General features: G+C 66.6%; 15 protein-coding genes. 11 read left to right on the plus strand and 4 right to left on the minus strand.

Annotated features, from left to right (window positions below; translation table 11 throughout):
- Positions 1-53: 53 nt before the first annotated feature.
- Both VF584_15685 and VF584_15690 read right to left on the minus strand, forming a co-directional pair.
- On the minus strand, positions 54-1,274 hold the full coding sequence (locus VF584_15685; protein ID HEX8211614.1) for an ROK family transcriptional regulator: 1,221 nt from the start codon (positions 1,272-1,274) through the stop codon (positions 54-56).
- Between the two features lie 168 nt (positions 1,275-1,442).
- Complete coding sequence (locus VF584_15690; GenBank protein ID HEX8211615.1) at positions 1,443-1,706, minus strand: hypothetical protein; 264 nt, start codon at positions 1,704-1,706, stop codon at positions 1,443-1,445.
- A gap of 380 nt (positions 1,707-2,086) precedes the next feature.
- Here VF584_15690 and VF584_15695 point away from each other — a divergent pair, with 380 nt between their 5' ends.
- From VF584_15695 to VF584_15730, 8 genes are all read left to right on the plus strand, one after another.
- Positions 2,087-3,373, plus strand: coding sequence for an aminotransferase class I/II-fold pyridoxal phosphate-dependent enzyme (locus tag VF584_15695; GenBank protein ID HEX8211616.1), 1,287 nt, complete (start codon positions 2,087-2,089; stop codon positions 3,371-3,373).
- Between the two features lie 124 nt (positions 3,374-3,497).
- A complete protein-coding gene (locus VF584_15700; GenBank protein HEX8211617.1) occupies positions 3,498-4,004 on the plus strand; it encodes a Pycsar system effector family protein in 507 nt (168 codons plus the stop codon).
- 46 nt (positions 4,005-4,050) lie between these two features.
- Positions 4,051-4,743: a hypothetical protein gene (locus tag VF584_15705; GenBank protein ID HEX8211618.1), complete on the plus strand. Its 693-nt coding sequence runs from the start codon at positions 4,051-4,053 to the stop codon at positions 4,741-4,743.
- A 361-nt stretch (positions 4,744-5,104) separates the two neighbouring features.
- Complete coding sequence (locus tag VF584_15710; GenBank protein ID HEX8211619.1) at positions 5,105-5,986, plus strand: phosphatase PAP2 family protein; 882 nt, start codon at positions 5,105-5,107, stop codon at positions 5,984-5,986.
- 97 nt (positions 5,987-6,083) lie between these two features.
- Positions 6,084-7,526, plus strand: a complete 1,443-nt coding sequence (locus tag VF584_15715) for a tyrosinase family protein (GenBank protein ID HEX8211620.1) — start codon at positions 6,084-6,086, stop codon at positions 7,524-7,526.
- Positions 7,523-8,236, plus strand: coding sequence for a DUF2182 domain-containing protein (locus tag VF584_15720; GenBank protein ID HEX8211621.1), 714 nt, complete (start codon positions 7,523-7,525; stop codon positions 8,234-8,236). The genes VF584_15715 and VF584_15720 overlap by 4 nt, the downstream gene beginning before the upstream one ends.
- Before the next feature lie 502 nt (positions 8,237-8,738).
- A complete protein-coding gene (locus VF584_15725) occupies positions 8,739-11,972 on the plus strand; it encodes a hypothetical protein (protein ID HEX8211622.1) in 3,234 nt (1,077 codons plus the stop codon).
- Positions 11,973-12,390: 418 nt separating this feature from the next.
- Positions 12,391-13,929, plus strand: coding sequence for a YifB family Mg chelatase-like AAA ATPase (locus tag VF584_15730; GenBank protein HEX8211623.1), 1,539 nt, complete (start codon positions 12,391-12,393; stop codon positions 13,927-13,929).
- Between the two features lie 941 nt (positions 13,930-14,870).
- Here the strand turns inward: VF584_15730 and VF584_15735 are convergent.
- On the minus strand, positions 14,871-15,326 hold the full coding sequence (locus tag VF584_15735; GenBank protein ID HEX8211624.1) for a hypothetical protein: 456 nt from the start codon (positions 15,324-15,326) through the stop codon (positions 14,871-14,873).
- On the minus strand, positions 15,323-15,547 hold the full coding sequence (locus tag VF584_15740) for a hypothetical protein (protein ID HEX8211625.1): 225 nt from the start codon (positions 15,545-15,547) through the stop codon (positions 15,323-15,325). Before VF584_15740 ends, VF584_15735 begins: the two co-directional genes overlap by 4 nt.
- 1,751 nt (positions 15,548-17,298) lie before the next feature.
- Between VF584_15740 and VF584_15745 the strand changes: the two genes are divergently transcribed.
- From VF584_15745 to VF584_15755, 3 genes are all read left to right on the plus strand, one after another.
- Positions 17,299-17,619, plus strand: a complete 321-nt coding sequence (locus tag VF584_15745) for a hypothetical protein (protein HEX8211626.1) — start codon at positions 17,299-17,301, stop codon at positions 17,617-17,619.
- A 148-nt stretch (positions 17,620-17,767) separates the two neighbouring features.
- Entirely contained in the window at positions 17,768-18,448 is a 681-nt protein-coding gene (locus VF584_15750; GenBank protein HEX8211627.1) for a hypothetical protein, read from the plus strand.
- Positions 18,418-18,930 (plus strand): hypothetical protein, encoded by a 513-nt coding sequence (locus VF584_15755; protein ID HEX8211628.1) that lies wholly within the window; start codon positions 18,418-18,420, stop codon positions 18,928-18,930. Before VF584_15750 ends, VF584_15755 begins: the two co-directional genes overlap by 31 nt.
- The last annotated feature ends 10 nt before the right edge of the window (positions 18,931-18,940 follow it).

Here is an 18,940-nt window from a genome sequence, read left to right on the forward strand (position 1 = left end):
CTGTGCCTTTCAGTTCCCTCTGTGCCTCGCGAAGCCCTGCAGTTGAGGGGTGCTCACCCCACGTCCGCCGCGGCGAACATTGGAGCCACGATGAGGGCGGCGGCGCCGCGGAGGCGGGTCTGTTCGTCGGCGGGCTCGGGGATGACGGGGGTGGCGGCGGCGCCCAGGGTGAGGGTGCGCTCCTTCATGGCGGCGTGCATCGTGGGCGAGATCAGGTCCCAGCCGGCCAGCAGCTCGCCGCCCACGATGATGCGCGCCGGGTTCAGCGCGTTCACGATCACCGCGATCCCCACCCCCAGGAAGCGCCCGCTCTCCTCCAGCGCGGCCAGGGCGCGAGCGTCGCCGCCGCGCGCGCGCGCCACCAGGTCGCTCACGGTGAGCCCGGTGGCGCGGATCTCGGCGTAGCTGTCGCGGCCTTCCAGGGGGCGGCCCAGGTAGCGCGCGACCGTCGCCGAGGTGGAGGTGTGCGCCTCCAGGCACCCGCGCGAGCCGCACAGGCAGAAGGGCCCCTCCAGCGCCAGCGGGATGTGCCCGAACTCCCCCGCGGCGTCGCGATGGCCGCGGAACACCTCGCCGTTCACCACCAGCCCGGCGCCCACGCCGTCCGACACGGTGAGGTAGACGAAGCTGTCCTGCGCCCCACCGTCCGCCGGGCCGAGCCACATCTTGGCCAGGGCGCAGGCGATGGCGTCGCGCTCGATGTGCACCGTCATCCCCGTGGCGCGGCTCAGCTCGCCGCGCAGGTCCACGTCGCGCCAGCCCAGGGTGGGGGCGTGCACGAGGGTGCCCGTAACGCGGTCCACCATCCCGGGCACCACCAGGCCGATCCCCTCGCACTCCCCGGCCTCGCGGTTGTCCGCCAGCATCCGCTCGATGCGGCGCGCCATCTCCGCCACCAGCTCGGTGGGCGTGGTGGGGGTGGCGAAGCGCTCCAGCGCGATCATCTGGCCGCTGAAGTCGCACAGCATCACGTGCGTCTGGCTGAGGCGCACGTCGATGGCGACGGCGAGGCGGTCGTGCGAGCGCACGTGCAGGAGCGTCGGCTTGCGGCCGCGCGGTGGGTTTCCCGTGGTTCCTTCGTAGATCAGCCCTTCGGCCAGCAGGCCGTTCACCAGCGGCGTCACCATCCCGCGCGCCACGCCCATGTGCCGCGCCAGGTCCGCCCGCGAGATCGGCTGGTGCTCGCGGACCAGGTTGAGCGCGATCTGGCGGTTGATCTCCTTGGGCGTGGTGCGGGTGGCGCGGCTGAAGTTGCGGGTGTCGATCTTACGCATCTACGGGATTGCCTCGCGGGGAGAGCCGGCGTCGCCGCAACGCTGACGAACAACGAACGGCGGCGTCACACAAAGACACGGAGGAAACGGCGAGATCGAAAGGAGGATCTCGCCGCTTGCACCGTGTCTTTTCCGTGTTCCCCGCGGCTCCGCGCGAAATGGCGGTCCTCAGATGGCGATGCGCAGGATGCGGGCGTCGCTCGCGTTTTCGATGCGCGTGACGCTGTAGGGTTGCCAGTGGCGCGCTCGCTCCGCGTGCAGCACTACGCGCCCCAGCCCCTCCAGGCGCAGCTCGACGACCATGCGCAGCGTGCTCTTCGACAGCACCTCGGTGGGGACGAAGAGCTGCCCGTACTGCTGCTCCGCCAGGTGCCTCAACTCCTTGAGCGTGGTGAACATCGCGCCTGTCAGGTCCGCGTGGGTCAGCTCCATGGTCAATCCGGGATGAGGGTTGCAAGCGTGGCGCTTACGCCGTCGAGCAAACGATCGATCGATTCAGTTCCGTATATTGGAAGCCGTGCTTCCAAATTCGTGTGGCAAGTTCCGAGCGCACTGTGCGTCCGCGCGCCCTTCACCTTCTACCGCCGCACCTCGCGCTTGTTTCATTGTTAGAGATGCTGACGATATTGTCAAGCCGTTGCCGCCGGCGGCCTGATCCCGCGCGGTTCTCTCCCGCGTCTCCGCGCCTCTGCGTGAGCCCCGCTGTTACGCCACCCCGCCGTGTGTTGCGGACGACACTTCGCAGCGGTTATCCTCACCCCCCAGCGCAGGCCGCACCGGCCCGCGAGCTTCGGAACAAGGGAGAGAACACGATGGACCTGCGCGTCTCCGAGAGGGCGGCTCACCTGGTCGGCTCCGAGATCCTCCGCATCGCGGCGGAGGTGCGGGCGATGGTCGCCGCCGGGGCCGACGTGTGCAACCTGACCGTCGGCGACTTCGACTCGTCCCAGTTCCCCATCCCCGCCGCGCTGCTGCAGGGGATTACCGAGGCGCTGCGGGCGGGGGAGACCAACTACCCGCCCTCGGACGGGATGCCGGCGCTGCGCAGCGCCGTCGTGGAGATGTTCCGCCGCCGGCTGGGGCTGGAGTATCCGGTGGAGAGCGTGCTGATTACGGGCGGCTCGCGCCCCGGCCTCTACGGCGCGTACGGCGCCGTGGTGGACCCCGGCGACATCGTGGTCTACCCGGTCCCCTCGTGGAACAACAACCACTACGTCCACCTCGCCAGCGCGCGCGGGCGGCCGGTGGTGTGCGGGCCGGAGAGCGGCTTTCTCCCCACCCGCGAGGCGCTGGAGGATGCCGTGCGCGGCGCGCGCCTCCTCGTCATCAACTCGCCGCTCAACCCCACCGGCACCGCCTACGACGCCGATGCGCTGGGCGGGATCTGCGACCTGGTGCTGGAGGAGAACGCGCGGCGCGGGCCGGACGAGCGCCCGCTCTACCTGCTGTACGACCAGGTGTACTGGATGCTCACCTTCGGCGGGGTGCGGCACGTCAACCCCGTGTCGCTGCGCCCCGCAATGGCCGACTACACCATCTTCGTGGACGGCACCTCCAAGGCGTTCGCCTCCACCGGGCTGCGCGTGGGTTGGGTGGTGGCGCCGGCGGACCTGACGCGGCGCATGGCGAGCCTGCTGGGGCACGTGGGCGCCTGGGCTCCGCGCGCCGAGCAGGTGGCCGTCGCCCGCTTCCTGGGCGACGACGCGGCGATGAACGAGTACCTGGACGGCTTCCGCGCGGCCATCAACGAGCGGCTGCAGCTGCTGTACGCCGGCATCGTCGCGCTGCGCGACCGCGGCCTCCCCGTGGACGCCATCGCCCCCGAAGGCGCCATCTACCTCAGCGTCCGCTTCGCCCTCAGCGGCTACCGCACCCCCGCCGGCCAGACGCTCGACACCGACGTCGACATCCGCCGCTTCCTGCTGGAGAGCGCGGGCGCCGCCGTGATCCCCTTTCAATCGTTTGGATTCCAAGACGACTCCGGCTGGTTCCGCCTCTCCGTCGGCGCCGCCTCCGTCGAGGCGATCCAGGGCGTGCTCGTGCGGCTCGAGCAGGCGCTTGGGCAGCTGCAGCCTGCGGAGGTGCTGCAGGCGGGGTGACCGAAGCGACGCTACAGAGTTTCTCACGCCCAGTCTCTCGTTGTCCGTGCGGAGGGATGCGTCCGACGGAGTGTTAAATGAGAGATGGAGGTCACTTAGAGGATCCCGTTGAGCAGGCAAGGTCATGGAAGAAGGCCCGAATTTGGACGTTCTCGAAAAAACTCTGGAGCGGATGCTGCTTTGGATTGCCGCTGCGGATAACAAGGTGGCGCCCGTAATGGCAATTGACACGGCCATGCTAGGCGTCGTTGCTGCGATCGCGCCCAAACCAGGTAACTGGACGCTTGGAGCCGGACTCACTACTGCGGTCACGGTAGCCTTAATTTTCGCCTCCTTGATTATCCTCTTTTTCGCCGCGTTTCCACAGACGTCCGGGCCAAAGGGCTCCCTCGTCTTCTTCGGTGGGATAACACAACGAGATCTGGATGTGTTTGTTACCGAGATCACTGATCTACCTATCGGCAATTATCGTAAAGATCTGGCACATCAATGCTACAGGAACGCAGAAATTGCTGGTCGAAAATACCGGTACGTTAAGTTCGCAATGGCCACCTTGTTTGCAGCGATCATCCCTTGGATGCTCGCGGTCTACCTCATGTACGGCGCTGGAAGCGATCGCTACCTCGCCTAGAGCGTCTGGTAGGCACACCTTTACCCGAATATGCACGAGGGCTCCGATGGGACTCAGCGACGACCTTAACGCACAAGTGCGCAAGATTTTCAAGGAGCAGTGGACCGAACGTGATGGAACGGTTGTGCCCACGTCAAATGATGTGCAACTAGCAAACGCTGCTGTGAAGCTCCAAGCAACCGTTCTCTATGCGGATCTGGACGGATCGACCAATCTCGTAGACAGGTTCACACCGCAGTTCGCGGCTGAGGTCTACAAGACCTTCTTGTATTGCGCGGCAAAGGTGATCCGAGGTGAAGGAGGCGAGATCACCGCCTATGATGGCGACCGCATAATGGCTGTATTTCTAGGGAACTTGAAAGACCCAAATGCAGCACGTGCGGCGCTTAAACTGAACTACGCGTGTACGCGGATCATTCAGCCCGCTCTGCAGGCGCAGTACCCGAATTACACGTATACGCTACGGTACGTCGCGGGTATTGACACGAGTCCGCTGTATGTTGCGCGTACAGGAATCCGAGGCGCGAACGATCTGGTGTGGGTTGGCAGGGCAGCCAACTACGCGGCGAAGTTGGCCGCTTTAAGTCCAGACTTCCCGACCCGAATCACAGCGGACGTATACAACAAGCTTCCAGCAAACCTCAAAGAGAGCGATGGTAAGAGCATTTGGGAGCCCGTAACATGGAACCCCATGAACAATCTGCGTATTTATCGGTCGATATGGACCCACCGAATCTAAATCACGATACGTAGCTGATCTGTGATTTCTAATGCTGTCGCCGACGCGGCGCTGACGAACAATCAGGTCGCTCCTCGGGTGCGTTCATCCTCTACAACGCCCTAGTATGGGACACGTAGCACACGCAAGCGCAGCTCTGTCCCGGGGACCACCTGCGCCTGATGCGCCGCGCGGGTAAGCCAATCAGGCGGTTCACAGAATCTTGGCGAACGAACGAGGAGGGCCTCCTAAGGGGAGGCCCTTTCGGTTCCATTCCTGATGAACAGGGGATTCCGCCGCTGGCCCACACCTCGCAGTTCACAGGGCTTCCCATGCGGTGACCGGCGTGCGCCGACCGTCATGACTTAACTGTGAGGAAGCCTTGCCGCCCATCGTCAGCGAGCTGTTCAGGCACGAGACCATCGCGTGGGTGCAGCGGTTCTTTGGGCTCGGGCACCCGGAGGGGTTCTGGGTGGCGTCGGAGCTGGGGACGCCGTGGGGTGTGGTGCTGGTGGTGGCGCTCGCGCTGCTGCTGTGGGGGCGCGCGGAGGCGTACGCGGTAGGCGGGGTCGTGGTGGTGAACGCGCTGGCGAGCCTGGCGCTCAACCTCCTCTTCAACGTGCCGCGGCCCAACGATCCTTCCATCGTCCGCTACGAGATCATCGAGATCGGGAGCTTCCCATCCGGGCACGTGCTGCTCGCGCTGCTGCTGTGGGGCGTGCTGTACGTGCGCGGGCGCGTGCCGCTCTGGGTGCCCGCGGCGGTGACGGTGCTGGTTGGGGTGTCGCGGCTGTACCTGGGGGTGCACTTCCTGGGCGACGTGCTGGGCTCGGCCGTTATCGGGGCGCTGCTGCTGGCGGCGTACGGGCCCGCGTGGCGGCGGCTGGAGAGGTGGCTGGCGACGCGGCCGTTCAGGGATTTCGTGGTGGTGGGGGTGCTGGGGGTGGCTGCCATCGTCGTTGGCCTGGCGGCCGGGGTGGTGGGGAAGGGCGAGTACGAGCGGGAGGCGCTGGGGGTCGTGCTCGGCGGGGTGCCGGCGCTGCTGCTGGAGAAACGGTTCGTGCGGGACGCGCCCGCGCGCCGGCCGTTGGGGGTGGCGATGGTGCTCGCGGGGATCGTTCCGCTCGCGCTGATCCACCGGCTCGGGGACGCGCACTGGGCGGGGCTGCTGTTGATCGCGCTCGCGATGCTGTGGTCGGTGCTCGTCGTGTCGGTGATCCTGCGGGGGGTGCGTGGGCCCGTCGGCGCCCTCGCATCGGTTTGACTGAGGTGGGTTGACTCCTCTGCGTTAGGGAATTTCGCAGGCGCAGTCCGTCCTATGGTGCAGGCGTCCTCCATCACGCTTCCCATAGGATCATCGAATGTACGAGCGGCGCGACGTCTGGAAGCTGAGCGGGGAAGATCCCTGGCACCCCACCATCCAGTATTACGCGCGGGCGGTCGACGAGCTGCGGTCGCGGAACGGCGAGCACTTCGCGGATCCCACGAGCTGGGGCTACCTGGCGGCGGTGCACGGCACGGACATCCCGCGCACCCGCTGGCCCAGGGGCGCCACGTGGAACGCGTGCCAGCACGCGAGCTGGTACTTCCTTCCGTGGCACCGCATCTCCCTGCATTACTTCGAGACCGTCGTCCGCGCCGCGGTGGCGGAGCTCGGCGGGCCGGGCGACTGGGCGCTGCCGTACTGGGACTACAGCGATCCCGCGCGGAGCGACGTGCGCATGCTGCCGCCCGCCTTCCGTCAGCCGACGATGCCCGCCGGCGAGCCCAACCCGCTGTACACGAGCCAGCGCGCGGCCGGGATGAACGACGGCACGAAGCTGCCGGCCAGCGCGGTGCTGGTGGACGACGCCATGCGCGAAAAGGTGTTCGCCGATCCGAACACGGGCGGATTCGGGGGCGCGGTGACGGGGTGGAACGATGCGGGCGGCGTGGTGGGGAGCCTGGAAAACGTTCCGCACGGCGGCGTCCACATGGGAATCGGGGGGAGGAATCCGCCCGGGTGGATGAGCCGCTTCCAGACCGCCGGCCTCGATCCCGTCTTCTGGCTGCACCACTGCAACCTGGACCGGCTCTGGGAGGCGTGGCTCGCGCAGACGGACGTCCGGCGGGCGAACCCCACCGGCGCGAAGTGGCGCGGGATGCGGTTCACCATCGGGAGCGGGGACGCCGCGGTTACGCTGGAGGTGGGGGACGTGGTCGATACCAAGGCGGAGCCGCTGCGCTACCGCTACGATAGCCTCGCCCTGCCGGGCACGCGCCGCTCGGTGAAATCCGCCCGGCGGCCGATGAAGCGGATCGTCGAAGACGTCCAGCCGGAGATGGTGGGCGCGACGGAGAAGCGCACCCCGCTCGGCGCCGGGCCCAGCGATGCAGTGGTCATCGTCTCCGCCCCCACCGGGCCCGCGCTCAAGTTCCTGTCGGACATCGAGGTGGAGCTGCGGCGCGTGTACCTCAAGATCGAGAACGTGGAGGGGAGCGAGCTCGCGGCGTCGTCGTACATGGTGCACGTCAACCTGCCGCCCGGCGCCGATGCCGCCGGCCATCCCGAGCGCCGCGCCGGCCAGATCTCCATGTTCGGCGTGGCGGAGGCGTCCCGCGGCGACGAGCGGCACGGAGGCGGCGGGCTCACCTTCTCGTTCGAGATCACCGCCGTCGCGCGCGGGCTGGAGGACGCCGGCGACTGGGACCCGGCGCGGCTGCGGGTGACGTTCACTCCCGTGCGGCGCAAGATTATGGATGTCGAGACGGACCCGCGCGAGGGCGGCGTCAGCGCCGGGCGCGTGAGCCTCTTCTACACGTGAAGGCCGCGGCGGCTGCTCCGGGCGTGCTGCACCGCGCGCGCCGCTTCGTGTGGCGGCACCCGGAGTGGTTGGTGCTCGTGTGCGCCGCGGGGGCGTGGGTGTGGATGCTCGTCATGCCGCATCCGCACGGGCACGCGGCGGGCACGGACGTGCGCTGGACAGGGGCGATGGTGGCCGCGATGATGCTGCCGCTGACCATCCCGCACGTGCGGCACGTGGCGCGATCGAGCCTGTGGCGGCGGCGGCATCGCGGCATCGCGGGGTTCCTGGCCGGCTACCTCGCGGTGTGGATGCTGGCGATGATGGCGATCGTGGCAGCACTCGGCATCGGAACCCGGGTCGCAGGGTGGACGGTGGTGGCGGGCGTCGCGACGGCGGCGGCGGTGTTGTGGGAGGTCGCGCCGTTCCGGAGGCGGATGCTGCGCCGCTGCGGGCGCACCGTGCCGCTCGCGCCGCGCGGGTGGCGCGCGGACGCGGACTGCGCACGGTTCGGCGCGCTAGCGGGCGCGAGCTGCGTCTCGGTCTGCTGGGCGCTGATGGCCGTGTGCGTCGTCTTCGCGCATAGCCTGCCCGTGATGGCCGTGCTCTTTGGCGTGCAGCTCAGCGGCCGCTACCGCCGGGACCCATCCCCCGCGATGGCGGCGCTGGCCGTGCTGGGCGTCTGCCTGGCGGCGCTGGCCGCGCGGCTCTCCGGCGGGCATCACGCGTGATATCACGTTACAGCAAGCCTCTGTGCATTCTAGGCGGCCACGCTGACGCAGAGACGCAGGAGAGAAAAGAAAACCGCAACAGATCGTCTCCCCCATAGCCACAGAGAGTCGATTAGGGAGGCTCGCCGTGGCCTTTCCGTTCCCCCTGAATCTCTCCCCCCGGTTTTTTCTCCCCTGCGTCTCTGCCGTCTTTGAGGCGGGACTACGAACCCGCCGCGTCGCGCTTTACCTCCGCCACGTCGTCATTCGGCGTTCTAGCACCCGCTGCGCGGCGATGTTGAGCACCGCCACCCGCCCCGGCGGTGGGTAGTGTCCGCGGTTGCGTCCATCACGGCCTCATCAGTACGTTGCGAACTCCCCGATCCTAATCCCGCCGTTCTCCATTTCACACCAGCCGCCGATGCCAGCGCGCGAAGATTGGAAGTCCCTGCGACTCTGGCAGGAACTCGCCTCCCGATGCGGCCCGGAGACGGGCCTGGTCCGGAGCTTCCTGGAGAGGTGGATGCCGGACATTGCGCAGGTGCTTTCCCACGGCTCCACTTCGCCACGAGATTTCACACTCCACGATGCGGAACATTCGCAACGTGTAGCTAAATGGATGGTCCGGCTGCTGCCCGCGAACCTGCTCGCGGCGTTGTCCGACTACGAGGTAGCGCTGCTCCTGCTCTCGGCATACCTGCACGACATCGGGATGACGCCAGAGATGGACAAGGTTCGCCGCCACCGGGACTTCCTCCTTACCGGTCGCGGCGACCTGCTGAACGCGGACGAGGACACAGGTTTCCAGGAGTGGCTGGACGCCGCCGGGTACGGGATCACCCCTCCCCTGAATGGCTCGCGAGCTCTGGACGAGACGGTGCGGACCGCGGACGAGATCATCACTTATTACACGCGCCATCGGCACAACGACTGGAGCGAGGAGTGGATCCGCGTCCATCTAGAGCGAGAGCGTCTGGGCACCTACGAAGGATGGATGGCGGATCTGATCCGGCTGTGCCGCAGCCATCATGGCGGGTATGACGAGCTGGCGGGGCGCGAGTTCGATCCGCGGCCGGTAGGCTCTAAGGCCCAGGTAGTTCACCTGCGTTACCTGGCGGCGTTGCTGCGGGTGGCCGACGTGCTGGACGTAGACCGGGAGCGTACTCCGGAGGTGGTCTTTCGGCACCGGGCTGTTGCGGCGGAAAGCAAGACGTACTGGGAGAAAGATGCCGAAATCACGCTTCATCTCGAGGGAGGCCGGCTTTCGGCCCATGCCCGGCCGGGCCGAGCGTACCTCCATCGCGCGGTGGAGGAGACGATTGATGGGATCGACCGCGAGTTGGCGCTATGCAGGCGCCTTGCCGACACTACCCGGTTTGAAAAGCCGATAGGCCCCGGTGCGGACCTCCCCCACCGATGGGAGCTGGCGACCACCGTATTCCGGAATGTGGAGCCGAGGGACGGAGCATACCAGTACATCGACGGAGCCTTTCGTCCCAACACGCGGCGGGTGCTGGACCTGCTGTCCGGAACGGCACTGTACGGAAATCCGCTGGCGGCCATACGCGAGTTGCTGCAGAACGCATTCGACGCCGTTCGCGAACTGATCGCGTACCGGCGTCTGCGTTCGTCGTATCCCGCAGATCCTGAGGCCGCCGCAAAGATCGCTCAGACCCTGCACGTCCGCCTGTCGCTGGAGCAGCACGACGATCGGCTTTGGCTCGTCTGCCGTGATGATGGAACCGGGATGACGCGGGAGATCATTCGCGACGCACTGCTGGTCAGTGGCTCACCAGTTCGGCCGGAGGTCCTGAATCTCGAACGACGGTGCCGGGCTGCGGGGTTCCGGCTGGGGCGCACGGGTCAGTTCGGAATCGGTGCACTCAGCTACTTCATGCTCGCGGACCAGGTGGTGCTCACCACCCGCCGCGCGAGCGATTCCAGCGATGCAGAACAGAATGGATGGTGGTTCGAGTCCAGCGGCGTGGGTTCCTTCGGCGAGCTGCGGGCGGACTCCTCGATGGCACACGGCACCGAATTGCGGATGCGTATGCGGTCCGAACTCGCACACGATCCGGCTCGGCTCGCAGCGGAGATCGCGCAGTACGTTCGCACAACCCTCGTCCACATCCCGTGCAATCTCTCGTTCGATGCCCGGCCCGCACCCGACGCATCGTTCCGGTTTGCCCCGGGCTGGACTCTGGACGAGGCAGAACGCACAGCCGCCGTGCTGCGGGAGTTCCAACCCTCAGGCGAGGAGGCGGGATATGCGCTCCCGGAGGTGCCGTCTCCCAGATATCTGGAGCGGGTACGGCGGCACGCGAGGCGCTGGGGTGAGATACGCCGGACCGCGGTGGAAACACTGGGCTGGGAAGTCGAGGAGGGGGAGTTGCCGGGCGGAGTGGGGAGCTACCGGCTCCATCTCCCCTATTTCAACGTTCAGGGCGGTTTGACTCTCGCGTTCATCCGCCCCCGCCAGGAGTCACACGGCCTCGTTCTCCGTCCTGTCTCGGGCGGAGATTACGAGATGCCGAGCGCGTTCACGATGTACGCATGGAAGGGAATGGAGGTCCGGGTCGCCACCGCTCGTTCGCCCAATGAGCAGGTAGTGCATGCCCCCTTCGGCGTCCTCATCTCCGCCAGCGCGCTTCTAGGCGAATCCGAGCCCGGTGGTGGAGAATGGGAGAGATACGGTGTCTCGGCAGAGGTTGATTTCCACTCTCCCGCCGTGGGTACACTCTCCGTCGCGCGCGAACGGTTGAACCTCGACCAGCACGGGTCGGACGTGACAGGCTGGCTTGGGGAACGGGCGAGAAAGCTCGTCGAGGGGCTCGTGGCCACTCACCAGGATTCGCCATTCACGCTGCTCAGCGCGCGCGTTGCGGGCGTGACACCGCCCGCGGAGTGTCAGCTTCAGTGGGGGCTCTCCAGGCCTCGGGTCGATTTGAGCAATCAGCGATCCGGCTCGGTGCGGTGGGCACCACTCCCGTTCCCCGTAACGCGGCTCGGCGTTCTCGTGGATCGGTCGGGAGCCGATCTTCCGCTCGCGTGGAAGGGACGGCCCGTATCGGTTGCGGTTCCGTTGGTCGCACGTAGCCATCGCTGGTCCGGGCACGCGGTGGTCTGGCACAGCCGGGAAATGCCACCGCAGCGGGTGGTCGCGGTTGATCCTCCCAACCGTAGGCTGGTGCCCGTGGCGCTCTGGACCGGTCCGCCCTTGCGTGCAACGCTGGCGCCGCCCCTTGGCTGGAGATCGCGGTTTCCGCCGGAGTGGATGCACCTCTGCGCTACCGAGCTGGGCAGAGCACATGAGGAGGCTGTGACCTGGAACGTGGGTAACCCCATCGTGCAGATGGGGCTCGGCGCAACTGACCTCCAATGGAGCGATGCGCGGTCCTCTGGCAACTCTCCTCGCACGCTTGAGGCAATCCTCGGCACCTCGTCAATGGGGGCAGCGTGGGTGCTCGCCCGTGTGGCCGAGCTTCTCGCGTATCCACGAACAGAGCTTTCCGCTTCCGCGTGGAACCAGGTGCGGATCACCAGCCCGGGAGTTCTGTCGCGGCTCTGGACGCTTCTGTTCGAAAACCCGCTTGACGATGCGGGAAACTGGTCTCCGATCACTTTCTACCGTGACGATTACGGCTCGAGCGATCTGGTAACGCTCACTCCCGGCGGAGTCGCCGTTGTCCGACTGGAACAGGGCCCCCATGGACTCCCTCGCCCGGCCGACCCGGAGTGGGTAGCAACCTCGCTGTAGGCAAGGTGGCCTATCTCCAGGCGGGCACTGGACAGCATCACCTCCGGACACCAACGCCCGTCCGCGGTGCAGACGGGCGTTGGTGCCGGCCGCGCATCGCCGTCAGCCTCGCCCCCGCACCGCGGAGCCGTCGCTCCGGCCGCGCTCCGCCTCGCGCGTAGCCGCGGCATGCTTCCGGTCCACCCGCGGATGAGCGCCCCCTCCCGTACTCGCGGGGGAATCTATTGTACGGGCGGCGCACTCCGGATGCGCCAGGACTGCGGGCGATATCCTCGGCGGCTGACCGCCAAGAATCGGTCAGAGCGCGGGACGCGCCAGCTCGCAAACTCCTTTCAGGCCGACGCTTGACACAGTTAGCGGGCACCGTGAAGGTTGCTCCGCCGCACCCCGCGGCGCCCTTCCTCCTGCTGCCCAACCCGTGCTCGCTCGTGCCCTGTCCGGCGCCGTCCTCGGCATCCACGCCTACCTCGTCACCGTGGAGGCGGACGTGGCGAGCGGCCTCCCCGCCTTCAACACCGTGGGCCTGCCGCAGGGCGCGGTCAGGGAAGGCCGCGAGCGCGTCATCGCCGCGGTGCAGAACAGCGGGCACATCGTCCCGCCGAAACGTATAACGATTAATTTAGCGCCCGCGGACGTCCCAAAGGCGGGGAGCGCCTTCGATCTCCCCATCGCCATGGGAATCCTGGCCAGCACCGGCCAGATGCGCTCCCGGCACCGCCTGAAGCACTTCATGCTCGTGGGCGAGCTGGGGCTGGACGGCGGGCTGCGACCGGTGCGAGGCGCCCTTCCCATCGCCATCGCCGCGCGGGAGGCCGGGCTGATGGGGCTGATCCTGCCCGACGAGAACGTGGCCGAGGCTGCGGTGGTGGAGGGCGTGGAAGTGCGCGGCGCCCGCACCCTGCTCCAGGTGGTCCGCTTCCTTGAAGGCGAGGGCCAGCTCCCGCCCGCGACCATCGACCGCGAGGCGCTCTTTCGCACCGCCTCCACCTACGACACGGACTTCTCGGACGTGAGGGGCCAGGAGCACGTCAAGCGCGCGCTGGAAGTGGCGGCGGCGGGGGCGCACAACATCTTGATGGTCGGCCCGCCCGGCTCGGGGAAGACGATGCTGGCCCGCCGCATCCCCGGCATCCTCCCCCCGCTGACGCTGGACGAGGCGCTGGAGACCACGAAGATCCACTCCGTCGCCGGGCTGCTCGGCTCCGGCCGCTCGCTCGTGGCGACGCGCCCGTTTCGCGCGCCGCACCACACCATCTCCGATGCGGGGCTGATCGGCGGCGGCTCCAACCCGCGCCCCGGCGAGGTGTCGCTGGCCCACCACGGTGTGCTCTTCATGGACGAGCTGCCGGAGTTCCGCCGAAACGTGCTGGAGGTTCTCCGCCAACCTCTTGAAGATCACGAGGTCACGCTCGCCCGCGCCGCCATCTCGCTGACCTACCCCGCCAAGTTCATGCTGGCCGCCGCCATGAATCCCTGTCCGTGCGGCCACCACGGCGACATGCAGCACGGCTGCACCTGCTCACCGCAGGCAGTGCAGCGCTACATGGCGCGCGTGAGCGGCCCCCTGCTGGACCGCATCGACCTGCACGTGGAGGTTCCCGCCGTGCGCTACAAGGACATGGTGGATGGCCGCGCCGGCGAGCCCTCGGAAGCGATCCGCGAGCGGGTGCGCCGCGCGCGCCAGATCCAGCTCGAGCGCTTCGCGAAGCGTCCGGACGTGCACGCCAACGCGCACATGACGCCGCGCGACCTGCGCCAGTTCTGCCGCATCGGCGAGGCGGGTGACGCGCTCCTGCGCACCGCCATCGCCAAGCTGGGCCTCTCCGCCCGCGCCTACCACCGCGTCCTCAAGATCGCCCGCACCATCGCCGACCTGGAGGGCGCCGCCGAAATCGGCACCGCGCACGTGTCGGAGTCGATCCAGTACCGGTCGCTGGATCGGGGGGCCGCGGGATGAAAATGCTCCCGCTCGCGCGGGCGGAAGTTTGCTCTCCCCTGGTCGCCGGCATGAGGAATGACCCCGCGCAGCCACGGGAACCCGCAAGCTCCCCGTTCGTGATGGGGAGTCGGTGGCATAGCTATTTCAGGCGGAAACTTCGGGAACGCCGAGCCCGTTTGGCCTCGTGTCTGAAAGCGCGTGCAACCGCCCGGACGTTATTTTTTTCACCGACGAGGCGAGGAGTGCCGGGCCAGGATTGATGGGAGGTACATCACACGAGTCGCATGCCCGCACGCTCGTGGAGCAGCATTGTCGAGATTTGAGGAAGTGCTTTGCACCTGATCCCGTACAGATGAGGGACTGGCCGGCTCGGGGTGCGCACTCTTCATGATATGGCGCCCGGTCGGACCTCCCATGGACTGGCCACGGTGCTCAAGGCTGCCGCCGGGCCCGCCACCGGACTGTTCCTGGTGGCTCTCGCGGCTGTGTTGTCGTTGCGACGGTGTGCGACATCATCTCGCGGCCCTCGTTGTAGCAGTCGGCGGGGGATGGCGCAGTGTGTGGTTTGCCGCTCATTACGTACGGTTGCGACTCCGCCGGACCCGAACACGCAGTTCGGCTCCGACGAGACGCTCACCGCCTCCACTCTGGGACTTCCCCCCGGGGCTCGTCGTCGTCGCTCTTGGGGCCCTTGTGCTTGGCTGCTGGCTGATGATCATCCGCCGGTTTCGAGCCCGTTCTGGACTGCTCCGGTTCGGTGTAGTGGTTGCCGGGCCCCGCAGCCGCGCCATCGCCCGGGGGCACACGAGGAAAACGGGAGGTCCCGTGGCCGGCGGCGCAAGGTCCCGGGCGGGGGATGGAGCGCGATCTTACGGGAAAGCCACAGGGAACGGATGATGTCCCCTGTGGCCATGGATTCCGCTACTGTGTCTCTGCCCTCCGTCTACGCCACGCGGGTCTCAGTGCCGCCGGGCGGTGTCGTGGGCCTCCGAGGCGGGAAGCGGCTCGAGCGGCTCGCTCCAGACCTCTCGGTTCCCGGTCGACCCGTCCTCGGAGTAGTCCGCGACACCGTCGACGCGCCGGGCTCCGGCGGCACGCGCCGCGTTCACCGCCATGACCACGTCGTACCCCGTCACTCCGGGGGAGCCGAGCACGCGCACAACGCGCGGGCCAGACCTTTGCCCATAGAGCTTCGCGAACACGCCCTTGAGGTCGTTCACGCCCAGGTTCCTGGCCTCGTTGACGCCGTACTTCCCGTTCGGGAACACACGGATGGTCACCACGTTCTCAGAGGGTGAAACCGCGGGAAGGCTGGACCCGGAGGCCGAGACCTCCTGCTGGCCCGAGTCGCAGGCCCCCACCGTCGCGAGCAGCGCCACGCCCAGGGCGCGCATCGTCTTCCATGAAGCGTTCATCCTACCCTCCGAACGTTGTTGGGATCCGTGGATCGAGTGCCGAGGGACGCGTATTCGCGGCCCAAACGGACCTGGCGAAGATTCCACGTCATCAGCGGTTTCCGGTCGCAGTCGAGAACCGACACGTGCCCGGTTGCCGGGCTGAAGCGCACCAGGCGCGGGTTCGCCGCGATGAGCGCACCCACCCTGACCATGTTCCCGCGGGCGATGCTGGTGTTCATCCTCTCGCTTAGCATCGCTGCCTCGAGCCCACACCCGTAATGGTAGGAAATGCACGAACCGGGCTCCGAGAAGGTGTGACACGCGTTCAAGGCGAAGCAGTCCGCGTTGAACGCGCCGTAATACCCGCCGTTTCCGAACGTGTGTGCGGTACCGTCAGCATTATCGTAACACTTTTTACAGGAGGTTTGGCTCTCTGCTGTTGCTGTGGCGAGGAGCACCAGTGCGGAGCCCAGCCATAGCGCGCTTTTCACGAGCATTTACCGACTCTCCTGTGGTTGTGTGAGAGGACTCAGATGTACATACGGCAAAGCAAAACACCGCACAATTCGTGCCGTTTCGTGTCGACACGCGACCGCCCCGCCACCCTGGTGAAACGCAGCCATTCAGTTACCCGGTGCACCCCTCGTTGGCTACTCTGCCGAACAACGAAAGAGGCGCCGAGATGATCTCTCCTCGCCTTCCCCGTGTGCGTTCCCGTATCTGCGTGTGCATGGCGTACCCGCCGGCCGCCAGAGGGCAAACAGACTGGACGGATGATGGCGGACTGCGTGGGCACTTACGTGCACAGGCTGAACGGAGCTGAGGTTCCCTTCCTTCGAGGGCCGGCTGCGCCGACGCCTCCTCGAAAGTCAGCGCGTCCACAGTCAACATCTGAAACTGACCTGCGCTCCCGGCACCGCCTGAAGCACTTCATGCTGGTGGGCGAGCTGGGGCTGGACAGCGGCCTGCGTCCGGTGCGCGGCGCCCTCCCCATCGCATCGCCGCGCGCGAGCCCGGGCTGACACGGACTTCGCGGACGTGAGGGGCCAGGAGCACGTCAAGCGCGCGCCGGAAGTCGCCGCGGCGGGGGCGCATAACATCTTGATGGTCGGCCCGCCCGGCTCGGGGAAGACGATGCTGGCCCGCCGCATCCCCGGCATCCTCCCCCCACTGGCGTTGGACGAGGCGCAGGAGACCACTGATGCACCCGCTCGCGCCCGAACACGAAATCTGGGGCCTGAAGGTCCGGGTCGGTTTGTTCGCGCGCGGGTACCGGTTGCCGTACGAGATCCATGACGTGCTATCCAAAAGGCACACTTCCGCATTCACAGACCATCGCTGCCCGCAGAGAACTCCGCTAACCCGCCGTGCCGCGGCGTCGATTGGCGCGACGGCGAGTGCCATAGCGCTGGCGCCGCATTGCCAGCCGCCATCGTTCTTCAGGATGCGTCTTGACGTGCTTTTGGACACGATCAACCCGCGCGAGCGCCGGCAATCTGCGAAAACGCGAATCCGCGTCCGACACTCTAACCGGTCGCGGCGTAGGAAGTGGATCATCGTAGGCTCAATCTTCGGGCTCATTTCAAATTCTTGAAAATCATTGACACCGGTGCGCATGAGACATTATTGAAGATGGGCTTTGTCCCGTAAGTGGCGCGCCCGCTCGTAGCTCGTGGTGCTTCAACACTGGCTGCAGCGCGGTTCTAAATACCTAATGGAGCAAGGAGGTGGAAAACCCGGGAGATATAATCACTCTTTTTCGGCTAATCCTGGCCGTAGTTGAGCTCACCCTCAATCGTAGAAATGGTGAATACGTTGAAGGATGCCGTGCCGCGTGCTGGAACACCCAATCGCGCGGAGGACCACGTACCATGAAAGCAGATACGTTCTTACTTGGATCCTGACAGGAGGAATTATGTCCAGATCGTTTCTAATGGTTCTACTGCTGGGCCTCACCGCGGCGTGTGAAACCACAACGGAGGCTGGTAAGATGCGTTCCACCCCGACGCCCAGCGAGCTCCTGTTGCCCCGTGCCGAAGCGAACTTCCGGATGTCCGGCACCGAGCTGCGGGCGCTCCCCGCCGCGCTCGATGGCGACGCGGTGCAGGAGCTCCTGTCATGGATACGCCCCGAGCACCGCGAACCGACCATCGCGCTCCTTCAGGAAGTGGGCAAGCGAGGCAACTCGGTGCCGATCGTCTCCGTCGATGCTTCACATCCCGAGCTGGCCCAGATTGCCCGCCGGCTCTGGAAGCGGCCAGATCGTCCGGTGGCGCCCGACAGCACGATACAGCGGGACATCAATCCTTGAGACAACGCTCCGCATAAGAGCCTCGCGAAAGATTCGTAGCGGTTTACATCACAATGATTTCCCATCACTTGATTCAGGGGAGCGCCCAATGCTCAGAACGCCTTTTCTTCCACATCCGAGGCGACGTCACTGGAGGGTGTTGTTCTTCATGTTCGCGCTGCTCATCCCACAACTGACAGTCCACTCACTGAGCGCTCAGCAAATCGTCGTCGATCCGGGATACGTCGAGGGTCAGAAGCCGGCGGCCTGCCCCGGCCAGACCTTCTGGTGGGGCAGCTGGTCAATCGGAAACGTCGAAGTCGATGGTTACTATTTCGACGCGAATCCCTTCACCCTGTCGAAGTGGACCAGCCAACATTCGGGGATCTACTCTTCCACGAAGGGAAGGCGGGTAGTCGACCAATCTGGCACAAAGGTTTGGACCGACGCGAGAGCGAACGCCTCGTGCTGGGACTCGAACGTGGGACCCATCCACATCTGGTGGGCCAGGTGGGAAGGACATCTGGGAACCGTGGAAGACGTAAACGCTGCTTGCGACGAGGGAACCGGTGGAAACACGCTCGTCACGGGACCTTCCGACCCCGGTTACGATCCCAGTGATCCGAATGGAGATGGCTGCGGCGACGGCTCGGGAGGACCGGGCAGTGGAACACAGTTCCAGCCCGGGCAATCGACGGGTGGCGAAACGGTGACGTGGAGCGGAGGCGTGGGGAACGGCGGGACGAGCGTCTGCGGCTCGCTCGCCGTGGTCGAGTACATCTGCATCGACGTATGGGACGAGGAGGCTGGCTGGGTCGAGTGGGACTGCGGCTACGCGACAACCTGCTGAACCCCAACCAATACAATCCGATGAAACTGAAAACTTTTATTCTATGCCTGGTCGCGCTCGGGTCCAGCGCGCCGGCCATCATGGCACAGCAGCCACGGCGTGTAGCCGCTACGGTCGTTCTCCTGGATTCGATCACCCAGCCGGGTGCGCCGTTCGTGCTCGTGCGCCGCCCCGGGGCCACGCCGGCAGACCTGATCCTGGTGCATTCGGAGATCGGTGCCGCCCAGCTCTCGGACGCTATACGCGGCCTCCTCACCGCCCGGCAGGCCAACGGCGACTTCCCGAATGCGGCAGCGAGGTTCAGGGTGCGTCCGCAATCGCGCACGGCAGCCGTTGCACGGCCTGCATTTCCCTGGGCCCAGCGCGTGCTGAACGACCTGCGCCGCGCCGAGCCGCGCGAGATCCACGGAGTCGGCCGCGTTCGCGCCGTGGAGATCTGGCTTCCACGCCAGGGCAACGGCCGGGCTGCTCCTCGCACGTGATACCATTCGT

Origin of the sequence: Longimicrobium sp., assembly GCA_036389135.1 — a bacterium.
Classification (GTDB): domain Bacteria; phylum Gemmatimonadota; class Gemmatimonadetes; order Longimicrobiales; family Longimicrobiaceae; genus Longimicrobium.